Origin of the sequence: Arthrobacter sp. MYb23, assembly GCF_002979775.1 — a bacterium.
GTDB lineage: Bacteria > Actinomycetota > Actinomycetes > Actinomycetales > Micrococcaceae > Arthrobacter.
On sequence record NZ_PCPR01000007.1, the window covers coordinates 1 to 17,414 of the forward strand.

Annotated in this window: 16 protein-coding genes; 15 read left to right on the forward strand and 1 reads right to left on the reverse strand. The window is 62.3% G+C overall.

The features are described from left to right. The 8 genes from mltG to nusB form a co-directional block, all read left to right on the forward strand. A partial coding sequence (mltG, locus tag CQ020_RS24460; RefSeq protein ID WP_374956261.1) for an endolytic transglycosylase MltG occupies positions 1-1,618 on the forward strand: 1,618 nt, incomplete at its 5' end. Next, positions 1,615-2,469, forward strand: a complete 855-nt coding sequence (locus CQ020_RS09660; protein WP_105691660.1) for a shikimate dehydrogenase — start codon at positions 1,615-1,617, stop codon at positions 2,467-2,469. The genes mltG and CQ020_RS09660, both read left to right, overlap by 4 nt. A 26-nt stretch (positions 2,470-2,495) precedes the next feature. After that, complete coding sequence (aroC, locus tag CQ020_RS09665) at positions 2,496-3,695, forward strand: chorismate synthase (protein ID WP_105568108.1); 1,200 nt, start codon at positions 2,496-2,498, stop codon at positions 3,693-3,695. After that, the gene (locus tag CQ020_RS09670; RefSeq protein ID WP_105691661.1) at positions 3,695-4,252 is read left to right on the forward strand and encodes a shikimate kinase; all 558 of its coding nucleotides are present in this window, start codon (positions 3,695-3,697) and stop codon (positions 4,250-4,252) included. Before aroC ends, CQ020_RS09670 begins: the two co-directional genes overlap by 1 nt. Beyond that, positions 4,249-5,340: a 3-dehydroquinate synthase gene (gene aroB, locus CQ020_RS09675; protein WP_105691662.1), complete on the forward strand. Its 1,092-nt coding sequence runs from the start codon at positions 4,249-4,251 to the stop codon at positions 5,338-5,340. Before CQ020_RS09670 ends, aroB begins: the two co-directional genes overlap by 4 nt. Further along, positions 5,337-5,858: a lipopolysaccharide assembly protein LapB gene (locus tag CQ020_RS09680; RefSeq protein ID WP_024816829.1), complete on the forward strand. Its 522-nt coding sequence runs from the start codon at positions 5,337-5,339 to the stop codon at positions 5,856-5,858. The genes aroB and CQ020_RS09680 overlap by 4 nt, the downstream gene beginning before the upstream one ends. A 153-nt stretch (positions 5,859-6,011) precedes the next feature. Beyond that, complete coding sequence (gene efp, locus CQ020_RS09685; RefSeq protein WP_011774957.1) at positions 6,012-6,575, forward strand: elongation factor P; 564 nt, start codon at positions 6,012-6,014, stop codon at positions 6,573-6,575. Next, on the forward strand, positions 6,575-6,985 hold the full coding sequence (gene nusB, locus CQ020_RS09690; RefSeq protein ID WP_011774956.1) for a transcription antitermination factor NusB: 411 nt from the start codon (positions 6,575-6,577) through the stop codon (positions 6,983-6,985). Before efp ends, nusB begins: the two co-directional genes overlap by 1 nt. Before the next feature lie 93 nt (positions 6,986-7,078). Here the strand turns inward: nusB and CQ020_RS09695 are convergent, their stop codons facing one another. Then, on the reverse strand, positions 7,079-8,329 hold the full coding sequence (locus CQ020_RS09695; RefSeq protein WP_374955186.1) for a PrsW family intramembrane metalloprotease: 1,251 nt from the start codon (positions 8,327-8,329) through the stop codon (positions 7,079-7,081). Between the two features lie 155 nt (positions 8,330-8,484). Between CQ020_RS09695 and pyrR the strand changes: the two genes are divergently transcribed. From pyrR to pyrF, 7 genes are read left to right on the forward strand one after another with little or no spacing between them, the layout of a single operon-like run. Then, positions 8,485-9,069: a bifunctional pyr operon transcriptional regulator/uracil phosphoribosyltransferase PyrR gene (gene pyrR / locus CQ020_RS09700; RefSeq protein WP_105691664.1), complete on the forward strand. Its 585-nt coding sequence runs from the start codon at positions 8,485-8,487 to the stop codon at positions 9,067-9,069. Beyond that, positions 9,066-10,073, forward strand: coding sequence for an aspartate carbamoyltransferase catalytic subunit (locus CQ020_RS09705; RefSeq protein ID WP_105691665.1), 1,008 nt, complete (start codon positions 9,066-9,068; stop codon positions 10,071-10,073). Before pyrR ends, CQ020_RS09705 begins: the two co-directional genes overlap by 4 nt. Continuing rightward, on the forward strand, positions 10,073-11,398 hold the full coding sequence (locus tag CQ020_RS09710; RefSeq protein ID WP_105691666.1) for a dihydroorotase: 1,326 nt from the start codon (positions 10,073-10,075) through the stop codon (positions 11,396-11,398). The genes CQ020_RS09705 and CQ020_RS09710 overlap by 1 nt, the downstream gene beginning before the upstream one ends. Next, positions 11,398-11,919 carry a hypothetical protein gene (locus tag CQ020_RS09715; RefSeq protein ID WP_105691667.1) on the forward strand — a complete coding sequence of 174 codons (522 nt, stop codon included), beginning with the start codon at positions 11,398-11,400 and terminating at the stop codon, positions 11,917-11,919. Before CQ020_RS09710 ends, CQ020_RS09715 begins: the two co-directional genes overlap by 1 nt. Next, positions 11,900-13,147 (forward strand): glutamine-hydrolyzing carbamoyl-phosphate synthase small subunit, encoded by a 1,248-nt coding sequence (gene carA, locus CQ020_RS09720; protein ID WP_105691668.1) that lies wholly within the window; start codon positions 11,900-11,902, stop codon positions 13,145-13,147. The genes CQ020_RS09715 and carA overlap by 20 nt, the downstream gene beginning before the upstream one ends. Next, the gene (carB, locus tag CQ020_RS09725) at positions 13,147-16,455 is read left to right on the forward strand and encodes a carbamoyl-phosphate synthase large subunit (RefSeq protein ID WP_105691669.1); all 3,309 of its coding nucleotides are present in this window, start codon (positions 13,147-13,149) and stop codon (positions 16,453-16,455) included. The genes carA and carB overlap by 1 nt, the downstream gene beginning before the upstream one ends. After that, positions 16,448-17,323: an orotidine-5'-phosphate decarboxylase gene (pyrF, locus tag CQ020_RS09730; protein WP_105691670.1), complete on the forward strand. Its 876-nt coding sequence runs from the start codon at positions 16,448-16,450 to the stop codon at positions 17,321-17,323. The genes carB and pyrF overlap by 8 nt, the downstream gene beginning before the upstream one ends. The last annotated feature ends 91 nt before the right edge of the window (positions 17,324-17,414 follow it).

Below are 17,414 nucleotides of genomic sequence, written 5' to 3' on the forward strand. Positions count from 1 at the left end.
AGTGGCGCCGCCCACACCCGTGGCACCCCCCACGCCCGCAGCGTCCCCCACAGCCGCAGCACCTCCGACAGAGCCCGAGGTGCCGGCCGATGGTGCTGATGAGGCCACACTCCACGTGAATGAAGAGCACGGCAAGCCCGAAGGCCACCTTCAGGACCCCCATGAGCCTGACGTGCATGAGCCTGACGTGCCTGAGCAAGACGTGCCTGGGCAAGACGGCGAAACCCGTGAGCACGGTGCCAGTGAGCATCTTCCCGCAGAGCAACCTGTGGTTGAGCACATGGGGATCGGTCACGGAGAGACGTCGAACGGTCACATACACCCCGAAGACGTCCATCAGGGTGAGATGGAACACGATGCTGTTTCGGCGGAGCATCCAGAGGTGCACGCTGGTGGCCATGAGTACGTGGAGCACCACGCCCACTACCCGTTGGGTACTCATGAGGAACTCCACCATGAGGAACTCCACCATGAGGAAGTCCACCATGACGTTCTTCTTGATGACCATCCCCACGATCTCATCCCCCTTCCGGCGAGTCCGGCGTCCAAGGCCGCCGCTAAGAAGGCCCGCCGTCGTCGTCGTGTCCTGGCCCTTCTGATCACGCTGGGCGTCTTCGTTGCCGCGATCGCCATTGGTGCTCAGTTCCTGAAGCCCTTGCTGGGCATGGACAAAGTCACTGACTACCCCGGCCCGGGAACAGGCTCGGTGACCATCACGGTGCCTGAGGGGTCCGGTCCCAAGGCTGTAGCCAACGATCTCGTTGCGAATCGCGTGGTGGCTGATTCGGATGCTTTCGTCAAGGAGTTCCTCAACGAAGGCGGCGAACTCTCGCCGGGCGCCTTCACTTTCCGCACCGAGATGAAGAATTCGGATGCCGTAGCGGTCCTGGTGAACAAGGATGCATCCAAGGTCATGTACTTTGCGCTGAGCGCGGGCTTGCGTATCAACGAATCGTTGGAGGCCATCTCCAAGGGTTCGGGCATTCCACTGCAGGAGCTCAACGCCCTGAACCAGGCACCCGGGCAGTTCGGTGTTCCGGCAAAGGCCAAGAACCTGGAAGGCTTCCTCGCCCCGGGCGAGTATCGGTTCGAACTCGGCACCCCGGCCAAGGACATCATCCAGAAGTTGGTGACCACCACCCTCGATGAACTCAAGGCCCAGGGAGTTACCGACCCCGCGAAGCAATACGACACCGTAACCATCGCCAGCATTGTTCAGGCCGAAGGCGGGCAGGCGGACTATGGAAACGTGGCTGGAGCAATTTACAACCGGCTTAAGCCCAACAACATTGAGACCAGTGGACTGATCCAGTCCGATGCCACTGTGACGTATGGCCTGGGCAAGAAGTCGTTCCACCTCACTGAGGAAGAAAAGGCCGATAAGTCCAACGCCTACAACACCTACGCCAACGTGGGGCTGCCGGTGGGTCCCATTGGCTCGCCGGGCAAAACGGCCATTGATGCCGCAGCCAAACCGACGCAGAACGAGTACCTCTACTGGGTGACCATCAACTTGGACACCAAGGAGACCAAGTTCTCCAAGACGTTGGCTGAGCACAACACCTACGTTGAGCAATACAATGCGTGGTGCGCGGCCAACGCAGGACGGTGTGTGTGAGTCGTCGTGCCGCAGTCCTGGGGCACCCGATTTCACATTCGAAGTCTCCGGCACTGCACTCTGCTGCCTACGCCAAGTTAGGTGTGGACATCGACTACTCGGCGATCGATGTCACGGTGGAGGGGCTCCCTTCGTTCATGGACTCGCTTCGCGGTGACGAGTCTTGGTGCGGCCTTTCGGTGACCATGCCGTTGAAATCGGCCATGGTCAAGGAAATGGATGAAGTCCGCGGCGCCGGTGCCCACCTTGGTGTCATCAACACGGTCGTTTTCGAGCACGACGCCGGGCGGGTGCGTCGGGTGGGGTTCAACACTGATGTGGCTGGCATCGTCGAAGCAGTCCGCTACGCGGGCGTAGTTGCCGCACCCCACGTGGCCATCCTTGGTGGAGGCGGCACCTCGGCTGCGGCCGTCGCCGCTGCGCAGGAACTCGGCGCCCACCACGTCGACGTCTTCGTCCGTGACGCCGGCCGTGCCGGTGATGCACAAGCCGCCGCGGCCGCCGTCGGAATTTCCCTTACCGTCCGGCCGCTGACGGAAGCGGCGGCCGCCGTGGCCGGGACGGATCTGGTGATCTCCACGTTTCCGCCCCGCGCCGCCGATTCCTTGGCGGAGGAGCTTGCAGCCCTGCCGGGTACGGGAGCTGGCGTCCTGTTGGACGTCGCCTACGATCCTTGGCCCAGCCGGCTGGCGGAAGTGTGGCACGGCCACGGGGGAGCGGTGGTCCCGGGGCTGGAGATGCTGATGTATCAGGCGGCCGAGCAGATCAGGCGCTTCAGCGGCTGTGATGTCGACGCCGCCGTCATAGATGTGATGTGCGACTCAGTCGGGCTTCCCCGGCGAGTGTTCTAGACGCCCTACATGGCAGGATTGGTTATATGTTGCGTTGGTTGACTGCCGGTGAATCCCATGGTCCGGCTCTGATCGGAATTGTTGAAGGCGTGCCCGCCGGTGTTGAACTCACCAGTGAGCAGATTCGTGACGCGCTGGCGCGCAGGCGCCTGGGCTATGGACGTGGTGCCCGCATGAAGTTTGAGCAGGACGAGGTCACCATCATGGGTGGTGTCCGGCATGGACTTACCCAAGGCGGCCCTGTGGCCATCCAGGTTGGAAATACAGAGTGGCCCAAGTGGGAGCAGATTATGTCTGCTGACCCCGTGGCCCCTGAAGTCCTTGCCGATCAGGCCCGCAATGCACCTCTGACCCGTCCGCGGCCGGGGCACGCCGATTTCACGGGCATGCAGAAATATGGATTCGACGAAGCGCGTCCGGTCCTCGAGCGTGCCAGCGCACGCGAAACAGCCACACGCGTGGCCCTTGGCACCGTTGCCGCCCAGTTCCTGAAGCAACTGGGTATTGAATTGGTAAGTCATACCGTTTCCATTGCGAGCGTGACCGTCCCCGAGGGCAGGCCCCTGCCGTTGCCCAGGGATGTTATTGCGCTCGACGCCGACCCCCTTCGTTGCTTCGACCGTGAGACTTCCAACGCGATGGTGGCCGAGGTGGATGCCGCCCACAAAGAGGGCGAAACCCTGGGCGGCGTGGTGGAAGTACTGGCTTACGGGCTTCCGCCGGGATTGGGCAGCTACGTCCACTGGGATCGTCGTCTCGACTCCCGCCTGGCAGCCGCGCTCATGGGTATCCAGGCCATCAAGGGCGTGGAGGTTGGTGATGGCTTCCTCACGGCGGCTCGTCGTGGATCTGCGGCGCATGACGAGATTCTCAAGGATGACAACGGCAGGATTGTTCGTCAGACCAACAGGGCCGGAGGCATTGAAGGCGGCATGAGCATTGGTGAAGTGCTTCGTGTCCGGGCTGCCATGAAGCCCATCGCCACAGTCCCGCGCGCACTGCGGACCATTGACGTCAGCACGGGCGAGCCTGCCAAGGCGCACCACCAGCGTTCAGATGTTTGTGCGGTCCCTGCAGCAGGCGTGGTGGCCGAAGCCATGGTGGCGTTGGTTTTGGCTGAGGCTGTTGCCGAGAAATTCGGTGGTGACTCTGTGGCCGAGACCCAGCGCAATCTGCAGGGCTACCTTGAAAGCATCCCCGCAACCTTGGACTCGGTCGGCCGCTAGTGGTCCGCGCTATCCCGGATGGCCTGCCTGTTGTTCTCGTTGGCCCCATGGCGGTCGGAAAATCGGCGATAGGCCAGCAGCTGGCCCATCAGCTCCGTCTTCCCTTTGTGGATACCGACGCAGTGGTTGTGGCTGCTCACGGCAGCATCGCCGATATCTTTGCGGGCAGGGGGGAACACGCGTTTCGTGAGATTGAAGCGCGGGCTGTGGCCAAGGCCATCGAGTCCGCAAAGATGGAGCCGGCCATTATTTCCCTCGGCGGCGGAGCGGTGCTTGATTCCGGGACCCAGCAATTGTTGGGGGAGTGCACCGTGGTCTATCTGGAGTGTGATGCGGAAACCGTCGCGGACAGAATTGCGCGGAACACCGGAAGGCCCTTGCTGCAGGGTGACGCGATGACCCGATGGGAAGCGTTGTTCGCTACCCGGCGGCCAGTCTATGAGCGTCTTGCGGACATTGTCATGGACGTCCGTTCTGGATCCGTGGCGGAAATCGGCCTCCATTTGGAGGAGCGGCTGCTCCAGCATGCAGCCTTGAAAGAGGAAGTTGAAAAGTGAGCAACGAAGCAACTGTCATCAAGGTGACCGGCCAGTCCGTTAACGAAAACTACGACGTCGTGGTGGGTCGTGGACTCTTGGGCACCCTGCCCGCCAAGCTTGGCGAACGCGTCCGACGTGTTTTGGTGATTCACCCACGCGCCCTCCGCCTGACTGGCGATACTGTTCGGGACGAGCTCGAAGCCGCAGGTTTCACTGCGCTCACGGCTGAAATCCCTGATGCAGAAGAAGGCAAGCACATCCAAGTGGCAGCATTCTGCTGGCAGGTGCTGGGCCAGAACGACTTCACGCGATCTGATGCCATTGTGGCAGTAGGCGGCGGCGCAGTAACCGACCTCGCCGGCTTTGTGGCAGCTACATGGCTTCGCGGAGTCAAAGTCATCCACATGCCCACGAGTTTGCTGGGCATGGTGGATGCTTCGGTCGGCGGCAAGACCGGCATCAATACGGCCGAAGGCAAGAACCTGGTGGGGTCCTTTCACCCGCCGGCCGCAGTCCTGGCTGACCTTGACACGCTCCAGACCCTGCCCAAGAACGAGCTCATTTCTGGAATGGCCGAGGTCATCAAGTGCGGCTTCATTGCCGATCCGGTGATTCTGGACCTCGTGGAGAAGAATACCGACGCCGTGATGGACGCGGGATCGGACGTTATCCGTGAGCTTATTGAGCGTGCCATTTCCGTGAAAGCTGATGTCGTCTCCCAGGACCTCAAGGAATCGGGCCTCCGTGAAATCCTGAACTACGGGCACACCCTGGGCCATGCCATTGAGCTCGTGGAACGCTACTCATGGCGTCACGGTGCCGCTGTGTCGGTGGGAATGATGTTTGCTGCCGAGTTGTCGCGAAGCGTGGGCCGCTTGTCCGATGCTGACGCGGACAGGCACCGCACCATCTTGGAAAGCCTCGGTTTGCCCACTACATACCGCAAGGACCGCTGGCAGGGTCTTCTGGACGGCATGCGCCGTGACAAGAAGTCCCGCGGTGATCTTCTCCGCTTTGTGGTCCTGGATGGTGTGGCAAAGCCGGGCATCCTGGAAGTCCCTGACACTTCTCTCCTGTTTGCCGCCTACCAGGAGATCGCATCATGACCGTCACTCTTCGTGAAGGCGTCAGCGACTGGCCCACCGCCGGGTTCCCGGGAGTCCGGATGAACCCGGACACGTTGCTTCCTGTGATTGTCAACGAGGAAATCATGGAGTCCGCCCTGGCGGCTTCTGAAGATCCAGCGGATCGCATCATGGCGCTCCTGCTGGACAACCAGCCCAATGAGGCTGCAGAACTCCTGGCTGAAGCGCGCTACAAGGATCCCGAGTCGTTCCGGCTGCGGATTTTTGAAGCAGAAGTGCACCGTGCAACCAATCGCTTGGATCGTGCTGTCCAGTTGTTCAGGCACCTGCTGCAGGACGTCCAGGGCAGCCCCAAAGAAGCCATTGTCCACCAGTACCTGGGCCGGGCATACTTCGTCAGCGGGAACGCCCTGGCAGCATCCGAGGAATTCGCCAGGGCCTTGGACCTCCGTGTTGCGATGGCTGCCGATGCTGCGCTGATCTATTCCTCCGCAGTTGCCCTTCAAAGGGCCCGGAATGTGCTGGAACTCGCTTCCTGAAGCCCGGTGGAACACTCGCCGCAAGCCTTTGACGTAAATGCCGGTAGAATGGTTCTTGGATTTTTGATAAATACGCGCTGGCGGGCCGATTGGCACGCCTGCTTGGCATAGATAGCTGGCAGCTAGAACCAGTGCGATAACCAGAGGATACGAGTGGCAACCACAAACGACATCAAGAACGGGACCGTACTGAAGCTCGAGGGCCAGCTCTGGAACATCATCGAGTTCCAGCACGTCAAGCCTGGCAAGGGCGGCGCCTTCGTCCGCACCAAGATGCGCAACGTCATGTCCGGCAAGGTGGTGGACAAGACCTTCAACGCCGGTCTTAAGATCGAAACCGCCACGGTTGACCGCCGCGATTACCAGTACCTGTACCAGGACGGCGAAGACTTCGTGTTCATGGACACCCAGGACTACGACCAAATCACCGTGTCCGGTGCCACCGTGGGCGATGCCACGAACTTCATGCTCGAAAACCAGATGGTGAACATTGCCATCCACGAGGGCACGCCGTTGTACATCGAACTGCCTCCGAGCGTCGTCCTCGAAATCACTTACACGGAGCCGGGCCTTCAGGGCGACCGCTCTTCGGCAGGCACCAAGCCGGCCACAGTCGAGACCGGCTACGAAATCCAGGTTCCGCTGTTCGTTGAGCAGGGCACCAAGGTCAAGGTTGACACCCGGGATGGCAGCTACTTGGGTCGGGTCAACGACTAGTGAGCGCACGCGGTAAAGCCCGTAGCAGGGCACTTGAAGTACTTTTCGAGGCGGAGCAGCGTTCCGTTTCGGCTTTCGACGCGATGACAGCGCGCCGGGAGAAGACCGATCTTGTCATCAACCCCTACACGGTGGAAATCGTGGAGGGCGTTGTTTCCATGCAGGCAACCATTGATGAGTTCCTGCAGACTTACGCCCAGGGCTGGACGTTGGAGCGGATGCCGTCGGTAGATCGCATCATCCTCCGCATCGGTGCTTGGGAACTTCTCTACAATGACGAAGTTCCTGACGGCGTAGCTGTCAGCGAAGCCGTGGCTCTCGCCAAGACCATGTCCACGGACGAGTCGCCCGCGTTCATCAACGGGCTGCTTGGCCGCCTGCAGAAGCTCAAGCCGTCCCTCCTCGCGTAGGCCTTCACTCGCGAAAGCTTTTCGAGGCGCGATGAGTTCAGGGCAATGAATAGGGAAAGGACCCGCATCCACAAGATGCGGGTCCTTTCTGCATTACTGGAGGACTGCTGCCCTGAGGGAGGGGATGCTCCTGAGGAGCTCAAGCTCGTCATGCTGATGGACGTGGACGTCGCGGCCGCTGAGTATCCGCTGCCGGGTAAAGGCCAGCGCTGTGGCCCCCTTGATGAAGGCCTTCATCTGCGCTCCGCGCCCACGCGAGGATGCCCAATGAATAGCCTGCCGCCGGCCTCGTGAGGTAGCCAGCATCTCCACTTCCGCTGGAGTGAACCAGCCTGCCCGGGCATACTCGAGGAGCCGTTGGCGGGTTAGTTTCCCTTCAGCGACCCGGAGCAGAATGATGCCCGTAGCGGCAACCAGGAAGATCGGGACTTGGACCACGAAGTACTCCACCAGGAAGTTCTGGCCCATGCTGTTCCATCGGTTATGCAGGAACATCGCGGGCAGCAAGCCGATGAAGAAGGCCAGGAAAGCGTAGCCCGAGTGCCATTTTCGGGCGGCGAAGCCCATGATCAGTCCGGTTGTCCCCGTGAAGACTGCATGCGCGAACGGCGACATGACACCGCGGAGGATGAAAATCCGGATGAGGTCAGTACTGGGATCGGTGGAGGAGGCTATTTCGCGGCCAAAGTAGAGGATGTTTTCCGTGAAAGCGAATCCGGCGGCGATGGTAAAGGCGAAAACGACGCCGTCCACAGGTCCGTCAAAGTACTTGCGCGCTGCGAGGATCAGGACCAGCAAACCCAGCGATTTGGTGAATTCCTCCACGATGGGGGCCTGGACCGTGGCCATGAAGTAGGTGAATGCTTCTTCACTCGAGGTGGGGGCGGCGAGGGCGAAGAGCGGCTGGATGAGCAGCGTCCCGGCAATGGAAACCGCAGCACCCCAGGTGAAAGCGAACCACAGGAGCCTCTTTGGTTCGGGCTCCCAGCGATCGATCACCCGTACCGTCAACAGCACCACGGAGAGAGGTATCAGGGAGGCAATGAAGCCGATGACAAAACCGGTGATGCCGGTGTTGCCCAGCAGAAACGGAACCACCAGGAACAGGCTGCCCAGAACCAGGACGGTTGCACCGATGAGCAAGGGAAGCGTCCCCCAGGACGGGCGTGCTGGCGGCGCTGGTGGCCTGGCCCAGGTTTGCCGAGGCAGTGTTGTGGGATTACCGGGGGCCGGTTGATAATTCCCGGGCTGGACGCGGCCGATCCAGGTGGGGTTGGCGCCAGGTTCCAGATAAGGCCGCGGATAGGGTTGTCCGCCGGGTTGGCCGTGGTGGTTCATGGTCATGGGCAAGAGCCTATTCCACGGCACGGACTGTGAGCTTAAACTCACTGGTCACGGCCGTCTTGGGTGAGGTGGAAAAGGGGCGCTGTGGTAGCTTTGAAAAGCAAATATTCCTTTTTTAATTCCGTCCCGTGAGGCGGGGAAAGGGGAGACGAGCGATGACTGAAGTCACTTCAGCGCACGTGCCGTCGCGGGTTGTTCTCAATCAGGCGGACATTGATCGTGCGCTCACTCGTATCGCCCACGAGATCCTCGAAGCCAACAAAGGCTCCCAGGACCTGGTCCTGTTGGGCATTCCCAGCCGCGGCTATCCTTTGGCTGTGCGGCTTGCCAACAAGATCGCAGCCGCCGATCCCACGGTCAACGCCGACACCATGGTTGGTCAGCTGGATGTCACCATGTTCCGTGACGATCTTTCCCATCAGCCCACGCGGCCCCCACGCCACACCCGGCTCCCGCTGTCAGGCATTGATAACAAAGTTGTTGTCCTGATTGACGACGTCCTGTACTCCGGCCGGACCATTCGCGCGGCCCTGGATGCCTTGGTTGATCTTGGCCGCCCCCGCATCGTCCGTCTTGCGGTGCTGGTGGACAGGGGCCACCGTGAGCTTCCCATCCGCGCGGATCACGTGGGCAAGAACCTGCCCACTTCCTCCTCGGAGAAGGTCCGGGTCCACCTTGAGGAGATCGATTCTGTGAACGGCGTGCCCGTCAACGAGGTTGTTATCGAGGCCGGCAAGTGAAGCATCTCCTTTCCACCGAAAACCTCAGTCTCTTTGACGCCATCCGTGTTCTGGACACGGCGGAGGAAATGTCCGCCGTTGGCGAGCGTGAAGTAAAGAAACTTCCGGCGTTGCGGGGCCGGACCGTAGTGAACCTCTTCTTCGAGGACTCCACCCGTACCCGTATCTCCTTTGAGGCGGCGGCCAAGCGGCTGTCAGCAGATGTCATCAACTTCGCCGCCAAAGGATCCTCGGTCTCCAAGGGAGAGTCGCTCAAGGACACGGCGCAAACACTTGCAGCGATGGGTGCGGATGCCGTCGTTATCCGGCACTGGGCCTCCGGCGCGCCGCACCGGCTTGCTGCCACCGACTGGATCGACGCAGCCGTCATCAACGCTGGCGATGGCACCCATGAGCACCCTACGCAGGCACTGCTGGACGCCTTCACCATGCGTCGGCATTGGTCACAGGTCAACGGCATTGAGTCCACGGGGGCAGACCTCAAAGGCATGCGGGTAGCGATTGCCGGAGATGTCCTGCACTCGCGCGTGGCCCGTTCCAATGTGTGGTTGCTCAAGACCCTTGGCGCCGAGGTCACGCTCGTGGCGCCCCCCACGCTGCTGCCCATCGGCGTCGAGCACTGGCCTTGCACGGTCAGCTACAACCTGGACGAGACCCTGGAAGCCGGCATCGACGCCATGATGATGCTCCGCGTCCAGGGTGAGCGGATGAACGCCTCATTCTTCCCCTCAACCCGTGAGTACTCGCGGCGTTGGGGTTTCGACGACGCAAGGCTCCGCGCGCTGGATGATCTCGGCATGAAGGACACCATCATCATGCATCCCGGCCCCATGAACCGTGGCTTGGAAATTTCATCGGCAGCGGCCGATTCGCCGCGTTCAACCGTCCTCGCCCAGGTGCGAAACGGTGTCTCGGTCCGCATGGCCGCCCTTTACCTGCTGCTCTCCGGAGATTCCCGTGAAGCGGCCCCCACCTTAAGCCAGTCCAGCAAGGAGACCAACTGATGGCCGAGAACAGCTACCTGATTCGTGGGGCCGCCATCCTCGGCGGCGAAGCTGAAGACCTCTTGATCCGCGACGGCGTCATTGAAGCACGCGGCAAGGACCTGTCCGCTGACGACGCAACTGTCATCGAGGCCCAGGGCCTCGTCGCATTGCCGGGCATGGTGGACGTTCATACGCACCTGCGCGAACCCGGCCGTGAAGACGCCGAAACGGTGGAGACCGGCACCCGCGCCGCCGCCCTGGGTGGCTTCACCGCAGTCCACGCGATGGCTAACAGCAACCCGGTGGCAGACACCGCGGGCGTCGTGGAGCAGGTTCACAGCCTGGGCCGGGCTTCCGGCTGGGTGGACGTCCGCCCTGTTGGTGCAGTAACCGTGGGTTTGGCCGGGGAACAACTGGCAGAGCTGGGCGCCATGGCGGACTCCCGCGCGCAGGTCCGGATGTTCTCTGATGACGGCATCTGCGTCCACGACCCCGTGATCATGCGCCGTGCGCTGGAGTATGTGAAAGCGTTCGACGGCGTGGTGGCCCAGCACGCGCAGGAGCCCCGCCTTACCGCCGGTGCGCAGATGAATGAAGGCGCAGTGTCCGCCGTGCTTGGACTCACGGGGTGGCCCGCTGTCGCCGAGGAAAGCATTATTGCGCGCGACGTCCTGCTCGCGCAGCACGTTGGTTCCCGCCTGCACGTGTGCCACGTGTCCACGGCCGGATCAGTGGAAATTGTGCGCTGGGCAAAAGCTCGGGGAATCAACGTCACCGCCGAGGTCACACCGCACCACCTGCTGCTCACTGATGAGCTGGTCCGCAGCTACGACCCCGTCTACAAGGTCAACCCGCCGCTGCGCACCGATTCCGACGTTCAGGCGCTCCGGGAGGGCCTGGCCGACGGCACCATCGACGTCGTGGGAACCGACCACGCGCCGCACCCCAGCGAGCATAAGGAATGTGAATGGGCGCAGGCGGCCATGGGCATGACCGGTCTTGAGACCGCACTGTCCGTGGTTCAGGAGACCATGATCGAAACCGGCCTTATGACCTGGGCTGATTTCGCCAGGGTTACCTCGTTCACGCCTGCAGTGATCGGGCGCGTCGCTGATCAGGGCCGTCCGCTGGAGGTTGGCGAACCTGCCAACGTCATCCTGGTGGACCCGGCTGCGCGTTGGACCGTTGACCCGCATAAAATGGCAACCATGGGCCGCAATTCACCGTTCAAGGGCAAGGAGCTGCCCGGATCCGTGGTGGCCACCTTCTTCAAAGGCCACCCCACGGTCCTTGATGGTCAGCTCAACACGCCTTACAGGTACCCGGCAGTCAGCAGCAACTGATGGACAACCAAACACTGACCGTGCTGATCACGGTGCCGCTGATCGTCGTCGTCCTGGCGATGATCTGGCTGGGATGGCGGAACCGGCTGAGGCGGCAAGCCGACGTCGAACGCCTTCCCGAGGTGCCGAAGCAGCTGACACCGGCCACGGTGGTAGCAGATGGCCAATACGTGGCCAGCACTACGGCCGGCGACTGGTTGGACCGGATCGCAGTCCAGGGCCTGGGTATCCGGACCAACGCGGAGCTGAGCATCCACGCTGAAGGCGTGCTGTTCGACCGTTCCGGTGCCGCCCCAGTTTTCATCCCGCGCTCCGCACTGGTGGATAGCCGTGAAAGCAACGGAATGGCTGGAAAATTCGTCGAAAAGGACGGACTCCTGGTCATCAACTGGAAGCTTGGCTCCCGTGAACTCGACACCGGCTTCCGTTCCAGGCACGCAAGCGACAAGCAGCTCCTCCTCGATGCCCTTCAAGAATTGATCTCCGCAGCCCCTCAGGCAGATGCCGATAGTGGAAAGTAATAAAGTGACGGATAGTAAAGCAGCCACCACCCCCACCCCCTCAGCAGCAGTACTCGTGCTCGAAGACGGCCGCATGTTCCGCGGCCGCAGCTACGGAGCCCAGGGAACCGCCCTGGGGGAGGCAGTCTTCGCCACCGGCATGACCGGCTACCAGGAGACCATCACCGACCCCTCCTACGCGCGGCAGTTGGTGGTTCAGACTGCGCCGCATATCGGGAACACTGGCGTGAACAGCGAAGATGCTGAGTCCCGCCGCATCTGGGTGGCCGGGTACATCGTGCGCGATGCCGCACGCCGCCCGTCCAACTGGCGCTCCGAACGCAGCCTCGATGACGAACTCGTTGATCAGGGAATCGTCGGCATCCAGGGCGTGGACACCCGTGCCATCACCCGCCACCTCCGCGAGCACAAGACCATGCGCGCAGGCATCTTCTCCGGCGAAGCCGCTCAGGCCACGGACAAGGAACTGCTGAATACGGTCCTGGCCAGTGCCCCCATGGAAGGCGCCGCCCTCGCCGAGGAAGTCTCCATTGATGAGGCCTACGTCGTAGAGCCCAAGGACCACGGCTGGGACGGTGAGCCGCGCTTCTCCATCGCGGCCGTTGATCTTGGCATCAAGGCTATGACACCGATTCGCTTCGCCGAGCGCGGCGTCCGCGTGCACGTCCTGCCCGCCACGTCCACCTTGGAGGACGTCAACGCGGTCAAGCCCGACGGTTTCTTCATGTCCAATGGACCTGGCGATCCTGCCACCGCAGACCACCAGGTCTCCCTCCTGCGCTCCGTGCTGGACGAGAAACTTCCGTACTTCGGCATCTGCTTCGGTAACCAGATCCTGGGCCGTGCCCTGGGTTTCGGGACCTACAAGCTCCGTTACGGCCACCGCGGCATCAACCAGCCCGTCATGGACCGCCGGACCGGCAAGGTGGAAATCACCTCCCAGAACCACGGCTTCGCCGTTGATGCGCCGCTGAACGGTTCCACCGTGGCGCCGGAAGAGCGCTACGGGCGGGTGGAAGTCAGCCACGTTTCGTTGAACGACGACGTCGTTGAAGGACTCGCCTGCCTCGACATCCCCGCGTTCTCGGTCCAGTACCACCCTGAAGCCGCGGCCGGCCCGCACGATGCCGCGTACCTCTTCGACCGCTTCATCGACCTCATGGCCGACACCAAGGCCCAGGCCACAGGCGCCAACTCCACCGACTCCAAGACTGAGGACAAGAAGTAATGCCCAAGCGTACAGATCTCAAGAGCGTCCTTGTCATCGGTTCCGGCCCCATCGTCATCGGCCAGGCGGCCGAGTTCGACTACTCCGGTACCCAGGCGCTTCGCGTCCTCAAGGAGGAGGGCCTGCGGGTCATCCTCGTGAACTCCAACCCGGCCACCATCATGACGGATCCCGAGTTCGCTGATGCCACGTACGTGGAGCCCATCACTCCCGAGGTGGTGGAGAAGATCATCGCCAAGGAGCGTCCGGACGCCATCCTGCCTACCTTGGGTGGCCAGACGGCCTTGAACACGGCCATCGCCTTGGACAAGAACGGTGTGCTGGAGAAGTACAACGTGGAACTCATCGGCGCCAACATTGCTGCCATTGAGCTCGGCGAAGACCGTGAGAAGTTCAAGGGCGTCGTGGAGCGTTGTGGCGCTGAGTCCGCACGCAGCCACATCATCCACACCATGGAAGAGGCCTTCGCTGCTGCCGAGGATCTGGGCTACCCCATGGTGGTCCGTCCCTCCTTCACCATGGGCGGCCTGGGTTCGGGCCTGGCGTACAACGAGGATGATCTCCGCCGCATCGTCGGCCAGGGCCTCCAGTACAGCCCCACCACTGAGGTCCTGCTCGAGGAGAGCATCCTCGGCTGGAAGGAATACGAGCTGGAGATGATGCGCGACAAGAACGACAACGTCGTTGTTGTGTGCTCCATCGAGAACTTCGACCCCGTTGGTGTCCACACCGGTGACTCCATCACGGTTGCTCCGGCGCTGACCCTGACGGACCGTGAGTACCAGAAGCTGCGCGATGTCTCCATCGCTGTGATCCGTGAAGTGGGTGTGGACACCGGCGGCTGTAACATCCAGTTCGCCATTGATCCCGCCACGGGCCGTGTAGTGGTGATCGAGATGAACCCTCGCGTATCCCGGTCTTCCGCCCTGGCCTCCAAGGCAACCGGCTTTGCCATCGCCAAGATCGCCACCAAGCTGTCCCTTGGGTACACCTTGGACGAAATCCCGAACGACATCACGCAGAAGACGCCGGCCTCTTTCGAGCCGACCCTGGACTACGTTGTGGTCAAGGTTCCCCGCTTTGCCTTCGAGAAGTTCCCGGCAGCGGACAACACCCTCACCACCACCATGAAGTCCGTGGGCGAAGCCATGGCCATGGGCCGTAACTTCACCGAAGCCCTGCAGAAGGCTCTCCGTTCCTTGGAACAGAAGGGCTCACAGCTCGACTTCAGCTCCGTGCCGGAGTACGAGGTTGCCGAGCTCATCGAGAAGGCCAAGCGCCCCACTACTGACCGCCTGCACCAGGTGCAGCGCGCGCTCTTGGGTGGCGCCACGGTTGAAGAGGTTTTCGAAGCCACAAAGATCGATCCTTGGTTCCTGGATCAGCTGCAGCTCTTGAACGAGACCGCGCAGGAGATCCGCAAGGCCGGTGTGCTCACTGAGGACATGCTGCGCAATGCCAAGCGCCATGGCTTCTCCGATGAGCAGATCGGTGCTTTGACGCACAACAACGAAGCTGTGGTCCGCGGCGTCCGCCAGGCCCTGGGCATTCGTCCGGTCTACAAAACAGTGGATACCTGTGCTGCTGAGTTCGCCGCCTACACCCCGTACCACTACTCGTCCTATGACGAGGAAGATGAAGTAGGCCTGCACGCCAAGCCTTCCGTCATCATCCTTGGCTCCGGGCCCAACCGTATTGGCCAGGGCATCGAGTTCGACTACTCCTGCGTCCACGCCTCCATGGCGCTGCGCAAGGCCGGCTATGAGACGGTCATGGTCAACTGCAACCCGGAGACTGTCTCCACGGACTACGACGTCTCCACGCGCCTGTATTTCGAGCCGCTGACGCTTGAGGACGTCCTCGAGGTCATCGCCGCGGAAGAACGCACCGGCGGCGTCATGGGCGTCTTCGTCCAGCTCGGCGGCCAGACCCCGCTGAAGCTGGCACAGCAGCTGGCCGACGCCGGCGTTCCGATTTTGGGCACTTCGCCCGAAGCGATCGATCTGGCAGAGCACCGCGGCGCCTTCGCCCGCGTCCTTGATGAGGCCGGACTGACCTCCCCGAAGAACGGCACCGCCGTCTCCTTCGAGGACGCCAAGAAGATCGCCGACGAAATCGGCTACCCGGTGCTGGTCCGTCCGTCCTATGTCCTGGGTGGACGCGGCATGGAGATCGTCTACGACGAAGCAAACCTCTCCCGTTACATCGCCAATGCCACGGAAATCACCCCGGACCACCCGGTGCTGATCGACCGCTTCCTGGAAGACGCCGTCGAAATTGACGTCGACGCTCTCTTCGACGGCACGGACATGTACCTCGGCGGCATCATGGAACACATCGAGGAAGCCGGTATCCACTCCGGTGACTCCGCTTGCGTCCTTCCTCCGATCACCTTGGGCAACAATGTGATCGAACGCGTGCGCACGGCAACCCGCGCCATTGCCGAAGGTGTGGGCGTTCGCGGCCTCATCAACATCCAGTTCGCTCTGGCCTCCGACGTCCTGTACGTCCTTGAAGCCAACCCGCGTGCTTCGCGCACCGTCCCGTTCGTCTCCAAGGCAACCGGCGTGCAGATGGCCAAGGCGGCAGCCCTCATCGGCACAGGGGTGACCATCAACCAGCTCCGCGGAGCCTACAAGATGCTGCCGGAAACCGGTGACGGTTCCACCCTGCCGTTGGACGCCCCGGTTGCGGTCAAGGAAGCAGTCCTTCCGTTCAGCCGCTTCCGTACGCCGGAAGGCAAGGTTGTGGACTCCCTGCTCGGCCCGGAAATGCGCTCCACCGGTGAAGTCATGGGCATTGACAAGCACTTTGATACGGCGTTCGCCAAGAGTCAGGCAGCCGCTAACAACGCACTGCCCACTGAAGGCAAGATCTTCGTTTCAGTAGCCAACCGTGACAAGCGTTCGGTGATCATGGGCGTCAAGCGCCTCTCGGACCTGGGCTTCGAGATCGTCTCCACGGGAGGCACCGCTGACGTCCTGCGCCGCAACGGCATCCAGGCGACTCCGGTGCGCAAGGTTGCCGAGGGCAGCAGCGCCGAGGGCGAAGGCACCATTGCTGATCTGGTCATCGCCGGCGAGATCGACATGGTCTTCAACACGCCGTCCGGTGGCGAGGCCCGGAGCGACGGATATGAGCTCCGCGCCGCGGCAACGTCCATCGGCATTCCCTGCATCACTACGGTTGCCGAGTTCAACGCAGCGGTGCAGGCCATCGAGGCACTGCGCACGTACGAGTGGTCCGTGACCAGCCTGCAGGAGCACGCGGCCAACCTGGCATCGGCAGTGGAAGCAGCCAATGCCTGAGTCTGCTGCACCACAGCAAGGGCAGCAGCCGGTCCGGGAGTCCTTCGGCTCCCGGCTGGCTGCGGCCATGGCCGCGCGCGGTCCGCTCTGCGTCGGGATCGACCCCCACCCACAGCTTTTAGCTGACTGGGGATTGAACGACGACGTCGCCGGCCTGGAGCGCTTCTCGCTGACAGTGGTGGAGGCCGTGGCTTCGCTCGCTGCCGCAGTCAAGCCGCAGGTGGCGCTCTATGAGCGTCACGGCTCTGCCGGTATGGCAGTGCTGGAACGCACCCTTGCCGCCTCGGCGGAGGCGGGTGTACTCAGCATCGCCGACGCGAAACGCGGGGACATCGGTTCCACCATGGCGGCCTACGCGGATGCCTGGCTGCGGGACGGTTCGTCCCTGGCTGCGGACTCGGTGACCTTGAGTCCGTACCTTGGCTTTGAGTCGCTGCGCCCGGCGTTGGACCTCGCTGCCCAGTACGGCAGGGGAGTGTTCGTGCTTGCGCTGACATCGAACCCTGAGGGAAAGTCCGTCCAGCACGTGGGCGGGAACGATTCCGTGGCGCGGCGGATTACCGCCGCCGCCGCCGTCGAAAACCAGCGCTACGGCGGTGACCTGGGCTCTGTTGGCCTGGTGGTGGGGGCAACCATCGGTTCTGCCCTGTTTGATTTGGATATCGATCTCGAGGCTGTCCGCGGTCCGATCCTTGCTCCTGGACTAGGTGCACAGGGCGCCACTCCAGCCGATCTTCGAGCGACGTTCGGCGCTGCGTACCCCACTGTCCTGGCGACCTCCAGCAGGGGGATCCTGGCCGCCGGGCCGTCCCTGGCAGGGCTCCGTGCTGCAACGGAGGAAACACTGGGCGGGCTTCGCTCGGAGTAAGTTGTCCACGCTCATTGCGCAACCGGGCCCCTGCCGGGTAGGTTCAGGATCAGTCCGCGTGATCTGGATCACAATCGCGATCTGACAGGGG

Coding starts and splice junctions, on each gene's coding strand:
- pyrR (WP_105691664.1), top strand. CDS start 8,485: ATGACTGAAGTCACTTCAGCGCACGTGCCGTCGCGGGTTGTTCTCAAT.
- pyrF (WP_105691670.1), top strand. CDS start 16,448: ATGCCTGAGTCTGCTGCACCACAGCAAGGGCAGCAGCCGGTCCGGGAG.
- CQ020_RS09680 (WP_024816829.1), top strand. CDS start 5,337: ATGACCGTCACTCTTCGTGAAGGCGTCAGCGACTGGCCCACCGCCGGG.
- CQ020_RS09695 (WP_374955186.1), bottom strand. CDS start 8,329: ATGACCATGAACCACCACGGCCAACCCGGCGGACAACCCTATCCGCGG.
- aroC (WP_105568108.1), top strand. CDS start 2,496: ATGTTGCGTTGGTTGACTGCCGGTGAATCCCATGGTCCGGCTCTGATC.
- CQ020_RS09715 (WP_105691667.1), top strand. CDS start 11,398: ATGGACAACCAAACACTGACCGTGCTGATCACGGTGCCGCTGATCGTC.
- carA (WP_105691668.1), top strand. CDS start 11,900: ATGCCGATAGTGGAAAGTAATAAAGTGACGGATAGTAAAGCAGCCACC.
- CQ020_RS09710 (WP_105691666.1), top strand. CDS start 10,073: ATGGCCGAGAACAGCTACCTGATTCGTGGGGCCGCCATCCTCGGCGGC.
- carB (WP_105691669.1), top strand. CDS start 13,147: ATGCCCAAGCGTACAGATCTCAAGAGCGTCCTTGTCATCGGTTCCGGC.